General features: G+C 68.3%; 13 protein-coding genes and 1 riboswitch. Of the genes, 6 read left to right on the top strand and 7 right to left on the bottom strand.

Annotated features, from left to right (window positions below; translation table 11 throughout):
• Nucleotides 1-75: 75 nt before the first annotated feature.
• The 3 genes from FA89_RS02070 to metE all read right to left on the bottom strand — a co-directional run bounded on the left by FA89_RS02070 (nt 76) and on the right by metE (nt 4,641).
• Complete coding sequence (locus tag FA89_RS02070; RefSeq protein ID WP_051938463.1) at nt 76-597, bottom strand: DUF4142 domain-containing protein; 522 nt, start codon at nt 595-597, stop codon at nt 76-78.
• 139 nt (nt 598-736) lie between these two features.
• Nucleotides 737-1,957, bottom strand: coding sequence for a methionine adenosyltransferase (gene metK / locus FA89_RS02065; protein WP_036137726.1), 1,221 nt, complete (start codon nt 1,955-1,957; stop codon nt 737-739).
• Nucleotides 1,958-2,349: 392 nt separating this feature from the next.
• Nucleotides 2,350-4,641 (bottom strand): 5-methyltetrahydropteroyltriglutamate--homocysteine S-methyltransferase, encoded by a 2,292-nt coding sequence (metE, locus tag FA89_RS02060; RefSeq protein ID WP_036137724.1) that lies wholly within the window; start codon nt 4,639-4,641, stop codon nt 2,350-2,352.
• A 196-nt stretch (nt 4,642-4,837) separates the two neighbouring features.
• A riboswitch (cobalamin riboswitch) is annotated at nt 4,838-5,059 on the bottom strand.
• Nucleotides 5,060-5,152: 93 nt separating this feature from the next.
• On the opposite strand from metE, the gene FA89_RS02055 reads away from it, so the two are divergent.
• Nucleotides 5,153-6,463, top strand: a complete 1,311-nt coding sequence (locus tag FA89_RS02055) for a glycosyltransferase (protein ID WP_051938462.1) — start codon at nt 5,153-5,155, stop codon at nt 6,461-6,463.
• Nucleotides 6,464-6,518: 55 nt separating this feature from the next.
• Here the strand turns inward: FA89_RS02055 and FA89_RS02050 are convergent, their stop codons facing one another.
• On the bottom strand, nt 6,519-7,499 hold the full coding sequence (locus FA89_RS02050) for an aldo/keto reductase (RefSeq protein ID WP_036137723.1): 981 nt from the start codon (nt 7,497-7,499) through the stop codon (nt 6,519-6,521).
• A gap of 544 nt (nt 7,500-8,043) precedes the next feature.
• On the opposite strand from FA89_RS02050, the gene fusA reads away from it, so the two are divergent.
• From fusA to FA89_RS02030, 4 genes are read left to right on the top strand one after another with little or no spacing between them, the layout of a single operon-like run.
• Nucleotides 8,044-10,140: an elongation factor G gene (gene fusA / locus FA89_RS02045; RefSeq protein WP_036137722.1), complete on the top strand. Its 2,097-nt coding sequence runs from the start codon at nt 8,044-8,046 to the stop codon at nt 10,138-10,140.
• On the top strand, nt 10,137-11,333 hold the full coding sequence (locus tag FA89_RS02040; RefSeq protein ID WP_051938461.1) for a molybdopterin molybdotransferase MoeA: 1,197 nt from the start codon (nt 10,137-10,139) through the stop codon (nt 11,331-11,333). The genes fusA and FA89_RS02040 overlap by 4 nt, the downstream gene beginning before the upstream one ends.
• Nucleotides 11,303-11,866, top strand: coding sequence for a molybdenum cofactor guanylyltransferase (gene mobA / locus FA89_RS02035; protein ID WP_240003835.1), 564 nt, complete (start codon nt 11,303-11,305; stop codon nt 11,864-11,866). Before FA89_RS02040 ends, mobA begins: the two co-directional genes overlap by 31 nt.
• Nucleotides 11,863-12,201 carry a hypothetical protein gene (locus tag FA89_RS02030; RefSeq protein WP_036137719.1) on the top strand — a complete coding sequence of 113 codons (339 nt, stop codon included), beginning with the start codon at nt 11,863-11,865 and terminating at the stop codon, nt 12,199-12,201. The genes mobA and FA89_RS02030 overlap by 4 nt, the downstream gene beginning before the upstream one ends.
• A gap of 9 nt (nt 12,202-12,210) precedes the next feature.
• On the opposite strand, the gene fdhD is transcribed toward FA89_RS02030, so the two are convergent.
• Entirely contained in the window at nt 12,211-13,032 is an 822-nt protein-coding gene (gene fdhD / locus FA89_RS02025; RefSeq protein WP_036137717.1) for a formate dehydrogenase accessory sulfurtransferase FdhD, read from the bottom strand.
• Complete coding sequence (locus FA89_RS02020) at nt 13,019-15,325, bottom strand: FdhF/YdeP family oxidoreductase (protein ID WP_036137714.1); 2,307 nt, start codon at nt 15,323-15,325, stop codon at nt 13,019-13,021. Before FA89_RS02020 ends, fdhD begins: the two co-directional genes overlap by 14 nt.
• Before the next feature lie 156 nt (nt 15,326-15,481).
• Between FA89_RS02020 and FA89_RS19055 the strand changes: the two genes are divergently transcribed.
• Nucleotides 15,482-16,489, top strand: a complete 1,008-nt coding sequence (locus tag FA89_RS19055) for a hypothetical protein (protein ID WP_185754196.1) — start codon at nt 15,482-15,484, stop codon at nt 16,487-16,489.
• A 23-nt stretch (nt 16,490-16,512) separates the two neighbouring features.
• On the opposite strand, the gene dusB is transcribed toward FA89_RS19055, so the two are convergent.
• Nucleotides 16,513-17,499: a tRNA dihydrouridine synthase DusB gene (dusB, locus tag FA89_RS02005; RefSeq protein WP_036137706.1), complete on the bottom strand. Its 987-nt coding sequence runs from the start codon at nt 17,497-17,499 to the stop codon at nt 16,513-16,515.
• Nucleotides 17,500-17,610: the final 111 nt, after the last annotated feature.

The raw sequence follows: 17,610 nt of genomic DNA, 5'->3' as shown, positions 1-17,610 counted from the left end.
TGGCGGAACATATAAACCCTCCGCATTACCCATTCGCGCACATCGTGCGCTCCTACGTGGGTTGGCTATGGCTTGTTATTTGTCGAGGTTGCGGGCCATCTTTAGATGCTGCTTCAGCGTCGGCAGGGTCTTCTTCGCGAACGCCTGCAGGTCCTTGTTCGAACCCTTCTCGGCTTCGACCTCGAAGATCGCCACGGCCTTTTCGTGGTCGGCCACCATCACCTTGGCGAACTCTTTGTCGAAGGCCGCACCGTTCATGCGCTTCAGCGCATCGATGTCCTTCTGGTTGGCCGGCGGCGGTGCTTCCGCGGTGGCGTAACCACGATCGCCAGCAGCGAGGCTTTTCAGTTCCTCGCCCGCCTTGGTGTGGTCGTCGATCATCTTCTGGCCGAACGCCTTGACCTTCGCCGAGCCGGCGTTGGTCTGGGCCAGCTTGCCCAGTTCGACCTCCGTCAGGCCCGCGCCGCTGGCGTTGGTGACGAAGCCGGCGTCGGTGGCGCTGCCACCCTTGGAATCCTTGACCTGGGCGTGGACGGCGAAGGGCAGGGCGGCCACCAGCAGGGTAGCGGCAAGGAAGCGGGGCAGGGTACGCGACATGGTGGATCCTCCGATAACAATATCCAGATGTCGCATTCCGGTCATGAAAGCCTCGTGACATGGCTTAACGAAGTGCCGCAGGCGCGAACGAAAACGGGCGCCCGAGGGCGCCCGTTCCGTCATGCCTGTCGCGTGAGCCTTACTTGACGCGGGCGACCTTGGCACCGAGGCCGGCGGCCTCGCGCAGGATGTCGGCCTTGTCGGTCTTCTCCCACGAGAACGCCGTGAACGTGTTGCCGTTCTTGTCGGTGATCTCGTAGGGCTTACGGCCGAAATGGCCGTTGGAAGCCGTCGGCTGGTACATCGGGTGCACCAGGTCGAGCATCTGGATGATGCCGTACGGGCGCAGGTCGAAGTGCTTGCGGATCAGCTTCTCGATCTTGTCGTCGGCGATCTTGCCGGTGCCGAAGGTGGTGACCGAGATGGAGGTCGGCTCGGCCACGCCGATGGCGTAGCTGACCTGGATCTCGCAACGGTCGGCCAGGCCGGCCGCCACGATGTTCTTGGCGACATAGCGCGCGGCGTAGGCAGCCGAGCGGTCGACCTTGGACGGATCCTTGCCCGAGAAAGCACCGCCACCGTGACGGGCCCAGCCGCCGTAGGTATCGACGATGATCTTGCGGCCGGTCAGCCCGCAATCGCCCACCGGACCGCCGATGACGAACTTGCCGGTCGGGTTGATGTGGAACTTGGTGCCCTTGTGCAGCAGCTTGGCCGGCAGCACCGGCTTGAGGATCAGCTCACGCACGCCTTCGATCAGGTCTTTCTGCTTCACGTCCGGATCGTGCTGGGTGGAGAGCACGACGGCGTCGATGGCGACCGCTTCGCCATTCTCGTAGCGCAGGGTGACCTGGCTCTTGGCATCCGGGCGCAGCCACGGCAGCGGCGAGTTCTTCTTCTTGCGGACCTTGGTCTGCTGCTCGACGAGGCGATGGGCGTAATGGATGGCCGCCGGCATGTATTCGGCGGTCTCGTTGGTGGCGTAGCCGAACATCAGGCCCTGGTCGCCAGCGCCCTGTTCTTCCGGCTTCTTGCGGTCCACGCCCTGGTTGATGTCCGGCGACTGCTTGCCGATCAGGTTGAGCACGCCGCAGGTCTCGCCGTCGAAGCCGACGTCCGAGGAGTCGTAGCCGATGTCGAGGATGACCTTGCGGGTCAGCGCTTCCAGGTCGATCCAGGCGCTGGTGGTGATTTCGCCCGCGACGATGGCGACACCGGTCTTCACCAGCGTCTCGCAGGCCACGCGTGCACGCGGGTCCTGAGCCAGGATGGCGTCCAGGACGGCGTCGGAGATCTGGTCGGCGATCTTGTCCGGGTGGCCTTCGGAGACCGACTCGGAGGTGAAGAGGTAATTGCTCATCGAGGGTATATATCCTTCTTTACGGATAAAGAGATAAATGGGGCGCGCCATGATACACCCCCCATCACCGGTTTGCAGCGGGGGAGGGTACGCCTCGATGGTGACGATTGCATGGATGTTCAGGGGCGGGACCCGGTCTACGGGCCCGCACGCTTTTTTGGGGGGGGGGGGGTAGGAGCCCACGATGTGGGCGAACCCTCAGGTCACGCTCGGCGAATGAAGCCACACATCGCATCCACGCGAGCGTTGCCGTGAGTCGAACGAAGCGGCTTTTGAAGCGTTTTAAAGCCGCACCAGGCGAGTCTAAAAACGCTCGCCTGGGCACGAGGTCGGCTTTTTTCGCCCTAGCTACGTAGACGTTCGCCTACATCGTGGGCTCCTACCGGTCCCTTTTATGCCGCCGTCGTCAGCCTCTCCCGGGCCGTCCGGGCTACCGAGACCATGCCTTTCAGGGCTTCGGCCACCTCTGGCCAGTCACGGGTCTTCAGGCCGCAATCCGGATTGACCCACAACTGGTCGGGTCGCAGCACCCTAAGTGCCCGGTCCAGCAGCTCGGCCATCTCGGCCTCGGCCGGCACGCGGGGCGAGTGGATGTCATAGACCCCGGGACCGATGCCGTTCGGGTAGCGGAAGCGGGTGAAGGCATCCAGCAGTTCCATGCGCGAGCGGCTGGTCTCGATGGAGATGACATCCGCATCCATCGCCGCGACGGCCTCGATGATGTCGTTGAACTCCGAATAGCACATGTGGGTGTGGATCTGGGTGGCGTCGCTGACGCCGCCGGCCGTGATGCGGAACGCGTCCACCGCCCAGGCGAGGTAATCGGCCCAGTCGGCGCGATGCAGCGGCAGGCCCTCGCGCAGCGCGGGCTCGTCGATCTGCACGATGCCGATGCCTGCTTTTTCCAGGTCGTGCACCTCGTCGCGCAGGGCCAGCGCGATCTGCCGGCAGACCTCGGCACGGGGCAGGTCGTCGCGCACGAACGACCACTGCAGCATGGTCACCGGGCCCGTCAGCATGCCCTTCATGGGCTTGTTGGTCAGCGATTGCGCGTAGCTGGACCAGGCGACCGTCATCGCCGCCGGCCGGGCCACGTCGCCGTAAATGATCGGCGGCTTGACGCAGCGCGAGCCGTAGCTCTGCACCCAGCCCAGCGAGGTGAACGCATAGCCCTGCAGCTGCTCGCCGAAATACTCCACCATGTCGTTGCGCTCGGGCTCGCCGTGCACGAGGACATCCAGCCCTATCTCGTCCTGGAAGGCCACCGCGCGGCGTACTTCGTCACGCAGCACGGCCTGGTAGGCCTCGTCTTCCAGCTTGCCGGACCGGTGCGCGGCACGCGCGAGCCGCAGGTCGGCGGTCTGCGGGAACGAGCCGATGGTGGTGGTGGGCAGGTCGGGCAGCCCGAAGCGCTCACGCTGCACGTTGGCCCGGAACGCATAGGCCGAACGGCGCTGGCCGAACTGCGGTGTCAGCCCGCGCACGCGCGTACGCACCTCGGCGCGCACCACGTCGTGCGAGCGGCGACGCGCCTCCACCGTATCGTGCTGGCGGGCGAGCACGCGTTGCGCGGCCTCGTCGCCGGTCGCGGCATCGGCGTAGCGGCGCAGTTCGACGATCTTCTGCCGGGCGAACGACAGCCACTCGCCGATCGCGCCGGGCAGGCGCTTTTCCTCGGCGGCGTCGATGGGCACGTGCAGCAGCGAGCACGAGGTGGACAGCCAGAGTCGATCGTCACCCAGGCGCTTGCGTGCATGGGCGATGCGCGGGCCGATGATGGCCGGGTCGCTCAGCCAGATGTTGCGGCCGTCCAGTACGCCGGCGGACAACACGCGCCCGGCGGGCAGCGCGTCGATCACCGCGTCCAGTTGCCCCGGAGCACGGGCCAGGTCCACGTGCAGGCCTGCCACCGGCAACGACGTGGCCAGGGCCAGGTTGGCCCCCAGGTCACCGAAATAGGTGGCCAGGAGGATGCGTCCGCGCGTGCGCTCGCCGATGGCGGCGTACGCCGACCGGTACGCCGCCTGCCAGGCCGGTTCGAGGTCCAGCACGAGGGCCGGTTCGTCGACCTGCACCCAGTCGGCGCCGGCTTCCGTCAGCGCGTCGAGCAAGCCGCTCCAGGCCGGCAACAGGGCATCCAGCAGGGCCAGGGGGTCGCTGCCGTCCACGGTCTTGGCCAGGCGAAGGAAGCTCAGCGGGCCCAGCAGCACTGGGCGCGCCGTATGGCCCGCGGCCACGGCCTCGCGGTATTCCGCCACCGCCTTGTCGGCCCGGGTAGCGAAGACCTGGCCCGCATGCAGTTCCGGAACGATGTAGTGGTAGTTGGTATCGAACCACTTGGTCATCTCCAGTGCGTGCAGGTCAACCGTGCCGTCCTGGCGACCGCGTGCCATGGCGAAGTAGCCCGCCAGGGCGTCCCGCGCATGCAGGTCGCGGTAGCGCTCGGGGATGGCATCCACCGCGACGGCGGCATCGAGCACATGGTCGTACAGGGAAAAGTCGTTGACCGGCACGCTGTCGGCGCCGGCCTCGCGGGCGAGTTGCCAGTGCCGCTCGCGCAGCTGGCGGGCGACGGCGAGCAGGGCCTCGCGGTCGCTATCGCCCCGCCAGTGGCTTTCGAGCGCGCGCTTGAGTTCACGGCGTCTGCCGATGCGGGGAAAACCGGGGTAGGTAACGTGTGGCATGTGGATACGTCCTCTTCGTGGCAAAGAGGAGGGAAGGGCGGCCCGCTGCCGGACACGCGCGCGCCGCCGCACGCAGGTGCACGGCGTCGTGGGTGTCATGCGGCGTACCGTCGACCTTCGCCCCCGCGGGCGAACCGGGCCACCACGCGGGCGCGGTGGGTCCAGGTCGTGCGGAGCGCGCGTACCCATGACGGTACGCGTGCTCAGGCCGGCGGCAGGTCTTCGGGCTCGTGGATGTGGCACCGGAACAGGTGCCGCCTTGCGCGTCGCTTCCCGGATCGTTGTTAGATCCAGTGCCTGTGACGCGTTCGTCTCCACATACCGCTGCGGGGCAGCGCCGGATTCGCACCGGCTTCCCTCTTAGCTTTTATCTTTCCATTCGAATAGAGAGATAAAGACCGCTGGCGAGCGAAGACTAGCCTGCGTGGTGGGGGCAGGTCAACGCGTCGGGATGCATCGCGTCGACACGCCGGCCGCGAGGATGCGCGTGGACATCGACGGGAGGGGGGACATGGCGGGACGACACATCGTGATGGCGACGGTCGGGTCACAGGGCGACCTGTTTCCCTTCCTGTCGGTGGGCCGGGAGCTGGTGGCGCGCGGGCACCGGGTCACGATCGGCGCGCACGCGATCCATCGGCAAGCGGTGGCGGACGCCGGGTTGCGCTTCGTGCTGGCCAGCGGTATCGCCGAGCCGGAGGACAAAGCCGCCTTTGCCGCGCGGGCGTTCCACCCCTTGCGCGGCCCACGCTTCGTCGTTCGCGACCTGGCCGCCGCGGATGTGGCGGCGAGCTACCAGGCGCTGGCACCTGTCTGCGCGGATGCGGATGCCATCGTGACGACCACACTGGCCTTCGCCGGGCAGATCCTGGGTGAGACCACGCGTGTCGCCTGGCTGTCGGCGGTGCTCTCGCCGGCCGCGTTCCTGTCGGCGTACGATCCGCCCGCCACGGGCCTGGCGGTGCTCGACCGCTTTCTGCGCGCCACGCCACGACGCGGCGCCTGGCTTCGTCGTATGGCCGAGCACGTCACGGCACCGTGGACGCGCCCGGTGCGCCGATTCCGCCAATCGCTCGGCCTGGCGCCGGTCTCGGCAGGGGGTGATCCCTTCCACTGCGGGCAGCACGCGCGCGACGGCGTGCTAGCCATGTATTCGCCGTTACTCGGGCAGGCGCCGGCCGATGCGCCGGCGCATACCCTGGTGACGGGCTACTGCCGTTACTCTCCCTCCTTGGGCAGCCTGTCGCCGCCATTGACGGCGTTCCTCGACGCCGGCGAGCCACCGCTGGTGTTCACGCTGGGCTCGGCGGCGGTCCACGCGGGTGAAGGCTTCCTTCGCGAAAGCATGGGCGCCGCCGCGATGCTGGGCCGACGCGCCGTACTGCTGACGGGATCACCGGAAATGCGTTCGCGCCTGCCGACCGTGCTGCCCGATGGCGTGCTTGCCGTCGAATACGCCCCGCACGGCGCCCTGTTCGAACGTGCTGCGGCCGTCGTGCACCACGGCGGCGTAGGCACCACTCAGGAAGCCCTCCGCGCCGGTTGCCCCTCCTTGGTCGTGCCGCATGGGTTCGACCAGCCGGACAACGCGGCGCGGGTGGTTCGACTCGGCGTGGGGGCCGTGTTGCCAGCGTCGCGTTATCGCGCGGATCGCGCCGCCGCGAGGTTGCGCGTGCTGCTTGCCGATGAAGGCGTCGCCCTGCGCGCGCAACACGCGGCCACGGCCATCCGGGCGGAAACGGGTGCGTCTCGGGCCGCCGACGTTATCGAACGGGCGATCGAAACGCGGCGGCATCCACGCTCACCTTCGATAGCGAGCTGATCGCAAACGCCACGCTTCAGCGCGCAGCGGTTACGCGTCATTTGGAAGGCAGGCTTCATTCGAAGCCCGCAATGGCCCTGGGCGTATAAGCGCCCTCCAGCGTGGCGATCTCGTCGGCGGTCAGCGTAAGCTCGATCGCCGCCACGGCATCGTCCAGGTGCTGTGGCTTCGACGCGCCCACGATCGGCGCGGTGATGCCTTCGCGCTGCGCGACCCATGCCAGCGCCACCTGTGCGCGCGGTACGCCGCGCGCTTCCGCCACCTGCTTCACCGCCGCCACGATGGCACGGTCGGCGTCTTCCGTGCCGCCATAAAGCGTGCTGCCGAACACGTCGCTCTGCTGCCGGGTGCTGCCTTCGTCCCAGTCGCGCGTCAGCCGTCCGCGTGCCAGCGGGCTCCACGGCAGCAGCGCGATGCCTTCGTCGATGCAGAACGGCATCATCTCGCGCTCTTCCTCGCGCTGCAGCAGGTTGTAGTGGTCCTGCATGCTGACGAATTCGGTCCAGCCATGCAGGCGCGCGGTGTAGATCATCTGCGCGAACTGCCACGTATACATCGACGACGCGCCGAGATAACGCGCCTTGCCGGCCTTGACCACGTCGTGCAGGGCTTCGAGCGTTTCCTCGATCGGCGTATCCGGGTCGAAACGATGGATCTGCAGCAGGTCGATATAGTCGGTTCCCAGGCGGGCGAGCGAATCATCCACCGAGTGGAAGATCGCCTTGCGTGACAGGCCCCCGCCGTTCGGCCCCTTGTGCCAGCGGAAGAACGTCTTGGTGGCGATCACCACTTCGTCCCGACGTGCGAAGTCGCGCAGCGCGCGGCCGACGATTTCCTCGGAGGTGCCGTCCGAGTAGGCATTGGCGGTATCGAACGTATTGATGCCCAGGTCCAGCGCCTTGCGCAGGAAGGGGCGGCTCTGCGCTTCGTCCAGTGTCCACGCGTGGTTGCCGCGATCGGGCGCGCCGTAGGTCATGCAACCCAGGACGACGGGGGAAATCTCCAGGCCGGTGCGGCCGAGTTTCACGTAGCGCATGGGTAGGGACTCCATGGAAATAAACAGCGATCTTGGCGGATGTCACGTGGACGTGGCATAGAGCTCCCGTGACATCACCGCCGCTGCTTGTGGCGTCTTCGCGACGCCGCTCGACCGAATATAGTCTTCGAAATCTTTCGATGGCGCGCTTGAAAGCGTCGTGCATGCCCCTATGTCATGCGCACGACGCTATGGTGTCATCCCTGCCAACCTTTGAAGAGCGCCACCCCATGTTCCGTTGCAAGCACGATTTGAAGCACCGCCTATCGATCGCCCCTGGGGCGCGTCGCGGGTGCGCGCGCTTCGTGCGGTGCGGCACGCCCTCCTAGGCGTCCGGCGCCAGCAGTACGTCGAAAGCACCCGCAAGGGTGCTTTTTTTTGATTTTTTTTCGTCATCTCCGGAGTGCACGTGCCATGAAGAACCGCCGCGACCCCCGATCCTGACCCGTCCGGCTCCGCCAGGGGCGGCGGTCGTCGGATCGGGGAGTGCCTCGCTTGCCCCCTGGTCCACGCCCCTGGCGATCCCTTCAGGACACTGTCACCCATGAACACCGTCAACCGCGATACCCGCATTCCCGTCGACCGCTGGCGCAACCTTGGCATCATCGCGCACGTGGACGCAGGCAAGACCACGCTCACCGAGCGCCTGCTTTACGCCTCCGGCGCGATCCATCGCACGGGTGAGGTGCACGACGGCGCGACCACCACCGACCACATGGAGCTCGAGCGCGAGCGCGGCATCACGATCGGTGCCGCGGCCGTGCGCGCGCAGTGGACGCCGGATGGCGGCGAGCCGCATCGGCTTACCCTTATCGATACCCCGGGACACATCGACTTCGCGATCGAGGTGGAACGTTCGTTGCGCGTGCTCGATGGCGCGGTCACCGTCTTTTCCGGCGTGGCGGGCGTGCAGCCGCAATCGGAAACGGTGTGGCACCAGGCACGCCGCCATGGCGTACCGCTCATGGCGTTCGTCAACAAGATGGATCGCCCGGGGGCGGACTTCGACGCCGTGGTCGTGCAGATGCGGGACACGCTGGGCGCCCGCCCTTGGGTCGTCGCGCGGCCGGTCATCGAGGCCGAACACATGACCGGCCTGGTCGACCTGGTCGGTGAGCGCACGTGGCGCTTCGATGCCACCGGCGCGGCGGGCGTGCACGCGTGGGATGCCGCCGAGCGCGCCGTCCATGCGGCTGCGCGTGCAGACCTCGTGGCCGCGGTGGCCGATCACGACGATACGCTCGCCGCCCTTTGGCTGGCGGACCAGCCGATCACGGCGAACGAACTGCGCGCGGCGTTGCGCCGGGGCACGTTGGCGGGCCTCGGTTCGCCGGTGTTGCCGGGCTCCGCGTTCCGCAACGTCGGTATCGAGGCGTTGCTCGATGCGATGGTCGACTATCTACCGTCGCCGCTGGATCGTCCGCCCGTGGTCGCGCATACCGACGACGGTGACATCGCGGTGCTGCCCGACGCGCAGGCGCCCCTGGCGGCGCTGGTCTTCAAGGTGGTTCATCAGGCGCATGGCCCGATGGCGTTCGTTCGTATCTATGCCGGACGCCTGCGCGTCGGCGATGCGGTGTGGCGCAGCGGCACCGATCGCGTCCAGCGCGTGGGCCGGCTTGCCGTCGTGCGCGCCGACGAAACCGACGCCGTCGAGTTCGCCGAAGCGGGCGACATCGTGGCCGTCGCCGGCTGGAAAGACGTCGCCACGGGCGAAACGCTGGCCGATCCGCATCGCCCGGTAAGGCTGGAGACGATCCAGGCGCAGCCGGCCGTGCTGTCGTGGCGGTTGTCGCCGGAACGCTCCGCCGACCTGCTCAAGCTCGGCAACGGGCTGGCGCGGCTGGCGCAGGAGGACCCGTCGTTTCGCGTGGGCACGGATCCGGAGACCGGTGAGACGCTGGTCTGGGGTATGGGCGAGCTGCACCTGGAGGTCACGGTCGAGCGCCTTCGCCGCGAATGGGGTGTGCCGGTACGTACCGGTTTCCCGCGCGTGGCCTACCAGGAAACCCCGGCGAAGGCCTCCGGTCCGGTCGAAGGCAAGCTGGCCAAGCAGACCGGTGGCAGCGGGCAGTACGCGCGCGTCGTACTGTCGCTGGCACCGACCGGCGAGGCGGGCAACCGCTTCGAGGACCGCAGCACCGGCGGCGTCATTCCGAAGGCCCTCCAGTCGGCCGTGGAGAAGGGCGTGCGGTCGGCGCTGCTCGAGGGCCCGCGTGGCCACCCCGTGGTCGGTGCCGGCGTGACGGTGCTCGACGGCCAGGCGCACGCGGTGGACTCGAACGAGGCCGCTTTCCATCGTGCTGCGCAGATGGCGGTGAAAGCCGCGTTGGAGGCGACGGGCACGGTGCTGCTGGAGCCGGTGATGCGGGTATCGGTCACCACCCCGGGCACGGCCGTCGGCGATGTGCTTGGCGACCTGCAACGTCGCGGCGGGCATATCGTCCAGCTCACGGAGGCGCAGGCGCGCACGACGATCGAAGCCGACGTGCCGCTGGCCCGGCTGGATGGCTACAGCACGGCACTGCGGTCCCTGAGCCAGGGGCGCGCCTCGGCCACGGTGGCATTCCACGCCTACCGTCCGGCGTCCGCGCAGGAGGTGTCGCACGCGGGGCGTGCTGCCGTTAGTCTTGGCGGATGATTGCCTATCCCGATGCCGTGACGCGGTTGCTCGCCGAGTGCAGGACGCTGAGCAGTGAGCATCCAGGGCTCGACAAGGCGGCGGGGCGTGTCCTCGCCGCCGATGTCGTCAGCCCGCTGTCGCTACCCGGGTTCGACAACGCGGCCATGGATGGCTACGCGTTGCGTGCCCCCGGCGCGTCCATCGCCGCCGGTTCCGGCTACCGCGTGGCCGCCATGCATGCCGCGGGCGATGGCGCATTGGCCTACCCCGAGGCGGAATGTTGCGAGATCGCCACCGGCGCGCGCATGCCGGAAGGCTTCGATACCGTGGTGCCGCTGGAGCGCTGTGAACGCGACGGCGATCACGTGCATTTTCTTGCGGACGAACCGCGGGGCCAGAACGTGCGTACCGTCGGTGGGGACCTCCGTGCGGGCAGCGTCGCCTTGCACGCCGGCCGGCGTATCGATGCGGCGGCCGTCATGCTGCTGGCCGCGCTGGGCATCGATGGCGTCGATGTCGTACGGCGGCCGCGGGTGGCCGTCATCGCCACGGGCAGCGAGTTGCATCCCGCCGGTACGCTGCCGCCCGGTGGCATCCACGATTCCAACGGCCCGTTTCTCGCCGCCAGCCTGTTGCGCTGGGGCGCCGAGCTGGTCGTCCGTCAGCGGGTACCCGATGTCGGAACGGCTTTCCATGAGGCCATCGCCGACGCTCTTGCGGCCGGTGTGGACCTGATCGTCACCACGGGTGCCGTGTCGGCCGGTCGGTTCGACTTCGTTCCCACCACGCTTTCGGCACTCGGCGCGCATACCCTGTTCCACAAGGTGGCGATGCGGCCGGGCAAGCCCTTGCTCGCCGCACGCTTCGACGCCGGCCCGCTGGTGCTGGGCCTGCCGGGCAACCCCATGGCCGTCGCGGTCGGCTATCGCTTCTTCGTGGCGCCGGTGCTACGCGCGCTGGCGGGCTTGCCTCCCGAACGCCCGCAGCGCGTGCGCGTCGCGGAAGGCGTCAGCTTGCGCGAGGGCCTGCATCACTTCGCCCTCGGTCGATTCATCGATGACATCGATGGCGAAACGAGGGTATGCGTCATGCCGGCTCAGGCCGCCTACCGCATCGTGCCGTATACGCAGGCGGACACATGGCTGTCCGCGGCGGATGCGTTCAACGGAAGGGTGGATGCGTGGCCCCTCGACCCGGCGGACGCCCGATGATCCTCGGCCTGGTGCTTGCCGGCGGACTGTCCTCGCGCATGGGGCGTGACAAGGCCGCACTGGTGATCGACGGTGCCACGCTGTTGCAGCGCGCGATCCTTGCATTGCACGCCGCCGGCGCGGCCATCGTCGCGGTCAGCGGCGATCGGCCTGGTGGCATCCCCGACCGCTGGCCTCGCAGCGGCCCGGTCGGCGGTATCGCCAGCGTGGCCGACCATCTGCCTAACGGCGAATTGCTCGTGGTGCCCGTGGACATGCCGCACCTGGGCGAGTCCCTGCTCGCGCCCTTGCTGGCGTCGGCAGGCACCCATGCCACGAGTTGCTGGCAAGGCCACCCCCTGCCGATGCGCCTGCGCCTGGATGCGATGTCACGCACGGCGCTTGCGGAGCTGATGACCCGACCCGGGCGGGCGTGTTCGGTCGCGGCCTTGCAGTCGCGGCTGGGCGTCGCCGCGCTGCCGCTCGACAACGCGGTGACGCCGCGACTGGTCAACTGCAACACACCCGATCAATGGCGCGAGGCGACGGCATGAGAGTGCAGCTGGAGAACCACACCATCCGCGTGCGCGTCGACGAGGACGAGCTGGCTGTCCTGCTGGAAGACGTCGCCTTGCTGGGCTCGACGGCGTTCGGCACGGTGTTCACGATGCGCTACGCGGTGGATGCCACCGATGGCACGGCATGCGTGCTGTCCGGCGATGCTCACGAGTGGCGGATGGAAGTGCCGCGCACGGCGTTGCAGGAACTGCATGCGCGGCTGCCGAGCAAGGACGGCCTGGTGTTCGAACTACCCGGTCATGAGACCGTGGCCACCACGGTGCGATTCGATGTCGACGTGAAGGACAGCCTGCGTCGGCGGCGCGGTTGATCCAGCCCGCTAAAGCACCCGCTGCGGTCGTGTATAGACGTTGAAACGTCCCGGTCGCGCAAAGCCCACCAGGGTCACGCCGCAGTCGGCGGCCAGGTGCACCGCCAGCGCGGTAGGAGCCGAGATAGCCACTACCACCGCGATGCGCGCGACGGCCGCCTTGGTCACCATCTCGTAACTGGCGCGGCTGGTCAGCACCACGAAGCCGTGGTCGGTGTCGATGCGCGCGGCCAGCAGTGCGCCGATCAGTTTGTCCAGCGCGTTGTGCCTGCCGACGTCCTCGCGCACGCTCAGCAGGGTGCCGTCCGGCAGGGCCCAGGCCGCCGCATGCACGGACCCGGTGAACGCGTTGATGGGTTGCGACCCGCGCAGGGAGTCCAGGGCGTGCTCGATGGCGGCGGGCGTGATCGACGGCCCCGTGCCGACCGGCGCCGGATGACGAACCACGTCTTCCAGTTCGCGGCTGCCGCAGATGCCGCAGCCGCTGCGCCCGGGCAGGGTGCGTGATGCCGGTTCGACAGGTCGTTCGCGCCGCGCATGGCCCACGGTGCGCACGTCCACCGTGACGCCCTCGAGTACGTCGTGGATGTCGATCGACGTGATCTCGTCGATCGACGCCACCTTGCCTTCGGTCAGGGCGAAACCGCGGGCGAAATCCTCGAGGTCGTGCGGCGTGGCCATCATGACCGCGAACGGTTCGCCGTCCACATGCATCGCCACCGGCACTTCCTCGGCCAGCCTGTCGTCGTCCTGGGTGGCCACGCCGCGCTCGAAGCGCAGCACGGGCCGCGTCACCCATCCCGCTGCCGGCGGGCGATCAGGCAACGGCATGCGTCACCGCGCGCTCGATGCGCACGGGCACCGATTTGTAAGCCGGCGTGCCGGAGCGTCGATCGTGGCTTTCCAGGGCGATCAGTGCGTTGCCCTCGGGGTAGTACATGGCCACGGAGCCCGGCGCGATGTCGAAGGCCACTGCCGTGAACCCGCGCACGGCACGTGCCTTGCCGTCGGCCACGTTGGCGCCCGTGGCGAACACGTCGATGCGATCGCCGTGTTTCAGCCCGCGCGCGGCGAGGTCGTCGGCGTGCAGGAAGATGACGTCACGCCGACCGGTCACGCCGCGGTAGCGATCGTTAAGGCCGTAGATGGTGGTGTTGTACTGGTCGTGCGAGCGGATGGTGGTGAGCATCAGGTCGCCCTCGGCCAGCGGCGCATCCTCGTCCAGCCCACGTGCAAGGAGGAAATGCGCGCGGCCGTCCGGCGTGTCCCAGGCGCGCTCGCTGGCGGCGACGCGCAGGCGGAAACCGCCGGGTGCACCGACCCGCCGGTTGAAGTCGCGGAAGATGGGAAACACCTTCTCGATGTCGTCGCGGATCAGGTTGTAATCGCCCACCAGACGGTCCCAGTCCACCCGCGTGGCGGGCAGGGTGGCCTTGGCGATCCCGCCGACGATCCACGGCTCGGAGCGCAGGTGTTCCGACGCGGGTTTCAGCGTGCCGGCGGACGCATGCACCATCGACATGGAATCCTCCACCGTGACCGCCTGCGGCCCGGTGGCCTGCTCGTCCAGTTCGGTGCGGCCCAGGCAGGGCAGGATGAACGACTGCCGGGCCAGGATCAGGTGCGAGCGGTTGAGCTTGGTGGCGATGTGCACGGCAAGGTCGAGGCCGCGCATGGCGGCGAAGGTTTCCTCGGTGTCGGGCATGGCCACGGCCAGGTTGCCGCCCAGCGCCACCAGCGCCTTCGAGCGGCCTTCGCGTATGGCGATCACTGCGGCGACGGCATCGTGTCCGTGCGCGACCGGTGGCTCGAAGCCATAGGTGGCGCGAAGGCCCTCGTTGAGCGCAGCGTTCGGCTTCTCGGTGATGCCCACCGTGCGGTCGCCCTGCACGTTGCTGTGGCCGCGCAGCGGGCAGATGCCGGCGCCTTCGCGGCCGATGTTGCCGCGCATCAGCAACAGGTTGGCGATCTGCTGGACATTCTCGGTGCCGTGCGCGTGCTGGGTGATGCCCATGCCGTAGCAGACGATCACCTTCGACGCCCGGGCGTAGATGGATGCCGCGTGCTCGACCTCCGCGCGCGTCAGGCCGGAAGTGCGTTCGATGGCCGCCCAGTCGGTCGCCTCGACGTCGGCGAACAGTGCTTCGAAGCCGCTGGTGTTCGCGGCGATGAAATCCCGGTCGATCACGCCCGGCATGCCCTCGGCGAGGGCCCTGGCATCTTCGACGAGCAGATACTTCATCATGCCCTTGAGCACCGCCACATCGCCACCGATCTTCAGCTTGTAATAGGTGGAGGCGATGCGCACGGCGCTGTTGGTGAGCATCTCCACCGGGTGCTGCGGCGAGGTGAAGCGTTCCAGGCCCCGCTCGGGCAGCGGGTTGAGCACGACGATGGGCACGCCGCGCAGCGATGCCTCGCGCAAGGTCGAAAGCATGCGCGGGTGGTTGGTGCCCGGGTTGTGGCCGATGCAGAAAATCGCGTCGCAGTGATCGAAATCCTCGAGTGTCACCGTGCCCTTACCCGAGCCCAGCGACTCCGGCAGGCCCACGCTGGTGGCCTCGTGGCACATGTTGGAGCAGTCGGGGAAATTGTTCGTGCCGTATTCGCGAACGAACAGCTGGTAAAGGAACGCCGCCTCGTTGGAGGCGCGCCCCGACGTGTAGAACTCGGCCATGTCCGGCGAGGGCAGCGCGCGCAGGGCGGCGCCGATGCGCGCGAACGCGTCGTCCCAGGCGATCGGGCGATACGTGTCGGTGTCGGCGTCGTAGGCCAGGGGATGGGTCAGCCGGCCCAAGCCCTCCAGGGCATAGTCGGTCAGGTTCCACAGGTCGGCGACGGTATTGGCCGCGAAGAACTCCGGCTTGACCCGTTTTGCCGTGGCTTCCCACGACACCGCCTTGGCGCCGTTCTCGCAGAACTCGAACGAGGAGGTTTCCTTCGGATCGGGCCAGGCGCAACCGGGGCAATCGAAGCCCTTGGGCTGGTTGACCTTGTGCAGCGCAATGGACTCGCGGGCAAGGGCCATCTGGCCGCTGAGCGCGCGGGCGACCGCGCCGAGCGCGCCCCAGCCGCCTGCCGCGCCGTCGTAGGGCTCGATGCCGGGAATGTCTTTCTCGCTCATGCCTGTGCCTCAGGTTGACCCGCCTGACGCCATTCTACGCGCCTGCATCGGCGAGGAAATTGAACCGCGACCGACGGCATTCACGCGGTCTTGCCGGGTGCTGCCCCAACCTCCGCGCCGCTCGGCGCCCCTCCCCGTCGCCAGGAAGAATCGAACGTGCCAGCCCAACCGCTCGCAACCGTGCTGCACGATGGTGCGCCCCCGCCGCGTGGGCTGCCCATCGGCGACCTGTGCGGTTTCGGCCGCGTGGGCGACGACGCGTCGATCACCGACCTCTCACTCGACCGCGCACGCGGCTCCTTGCGCGCATCCCACCCGGACCGTCCACTGCTGGCGCTTCATCTGGACGGTGATGTCGCATGGACCGCCGCCTACGTGCCCGGTACCAACGTGGTCGAGACCACGGGACGTGCGACGGCGGGCGAGTTGCGCGTGGTGGACTTCATGCCGCTGGCGGAAGGACGCCCGGGACAGGGCGACGCCGTGGCCGCGGGTCGTTTCGTGCGCATCGTCAGCTGCACCGAGGGCGAGGTGGCCTTCCGGCTGGTGTGCGCCGCCGCGGCGGACGCGCAACCGGCGCTCGAGGCGCGGACCATGGACGGCTGGTACATCGCCTGCTCGCGGCCAATGAGCTTTGGTGGCGAACTGGCGGCGACGCACGTGAGGCTCACGGCGGGTGAAAGCATGGCGTTCATGCTGGCCGCCGAGCCGGTGGATGGCGGTGCCGGGCTGATCGCCGATGCGCTGCACGGGCTGGGCGACAGCATGCACTACTGGACCTGGTGGAGCGATCGCTGCCGCTACAAAGGCGAGGATTTCGAGGCGCGCCTGCGCGAGGTGCTGGCGCTGAAGCTGTGCTGCGTGCCCGGCGGCGGCCTCATGGACGACCACCCCGGCACCGGCGGTTTCGTCGCCGCCCCGCTGGTGGCCTGTGCACGTGCGGCCGCTCGCTTCCTGGCGCTGGGCTACCGGCAGGAATGCGTGGACCTGCTGAAATACGTGCAGGGCGGATGCGATGACGTGGATCAGGCCAGTTGGCGTTCGGACGATGGATTCGCCCAGACCCTGGCGCATTATGTGGAACGCTACGGTGACCTCGGCCTGCCCGAAGGGTTACGCCGTGCGCTTGCCGCGCCGAACATGCCGCTGCAGCGGGCGGTTTAGCGCTCCAGCGCGCACTGGACGCATCACGCCGCCAGCGACACGCCGGCGGCCAGTGCGTCGAAGTACTCGCGCATGAGGCGCAGCTGCGAGATGGCATCCTCCGCCTGGTTGACCACGTGGCGGAACGCCGCGTTTTCCGGGCGATCCTTCGCGTACCAGCCCAGGTGCTTGCGCGCGATCCGCACGCCCATCCGCTCGCCGTAGAACGCATACAGCTGCTCGAGGTGGCCGGCCAGGATGTCGCGCACCTCCGCGGGCGAGGGTTCGGCAAGAAAGCCACCGGTCTGCAGGTGGTGCGCGATTTCGCGGAAGATCCACGGCCGGCCCTGCGCGCCGCGGCCCACCATGACGGCATCGGCACCCGTGGCCGCCAGCACCTCGCGTGCCTTTGTCGGCGAGGTGATATCGCCGTTGGCCATGATGGGGATGCCCACCGCCGCCTTCACCGCGGCGATCGTGGCGTACTCGGCCTCGCCCTCGTATTTGTCGGCGCGCGTGCGGCCGTGCACGGCCAGGGCCGCGATGCCGGCATCCTCGGCGATACGCGCAATGGTCAGCGCGTTGCGGTGTTCACGGTCCCAGCCGGTCCGGATCTTCAGCGTGACCGGTACATCCACCGCACGAACCACGGCGTGCAGGATGCGCGCCACCAGGGGTTCGTCCTGCAGCAGGGCCGAGCCCGACCAGACATTGCAGACCTTCTTGGCCGGGCAACCCATGTTTATGTCGATCAACTGGGCCCCGTTGTCGGCGTTGTACTTTGCCGCCTCGGCCAGCATGCCCGGGTCGTACCCGGCGATCTGTACGCTGACCGGCTCCGGCTCCCCCTGGTGATCCATCCGGCGCAGCGACTTGGTCGTGTTCCACAGCCTCGGATCGGAGGCTGTCATCTCGGACACGGCCAAGCCCGCCCCCATGCGCTTGCACAGGAGCCGGAACGGTTTGTCGGTCACGCCCGCCATGGGTGCGAGCACCACGTGGGGCGCGATGGAGTAGGGACCGATGCGCATGGCGCGATTTTACGCGATCCGGCAGACCACCGTCGGCGGGGCCGAGGGGTGGGATCAAGTCCCGCGCCGGCCTGCCGATATACTTCCATGGCACCAATGGGCTGACGGCGG

The organism is Luteibacter sp. 9135 (genome assembly GCF_000745005.1).
In the GTDB taxonomy this organism is placed as follows: domain Bacteria; phylum Pseudomonadota; class Gammaproteobacteria; order Xanthomonadales; family Rhodanobacteraceae; genus Luteibacter.
Note: the sequence above shows the minus strand (reverse complement) of the source record. Positions and strands in the feature narration are given on the sequence as shown.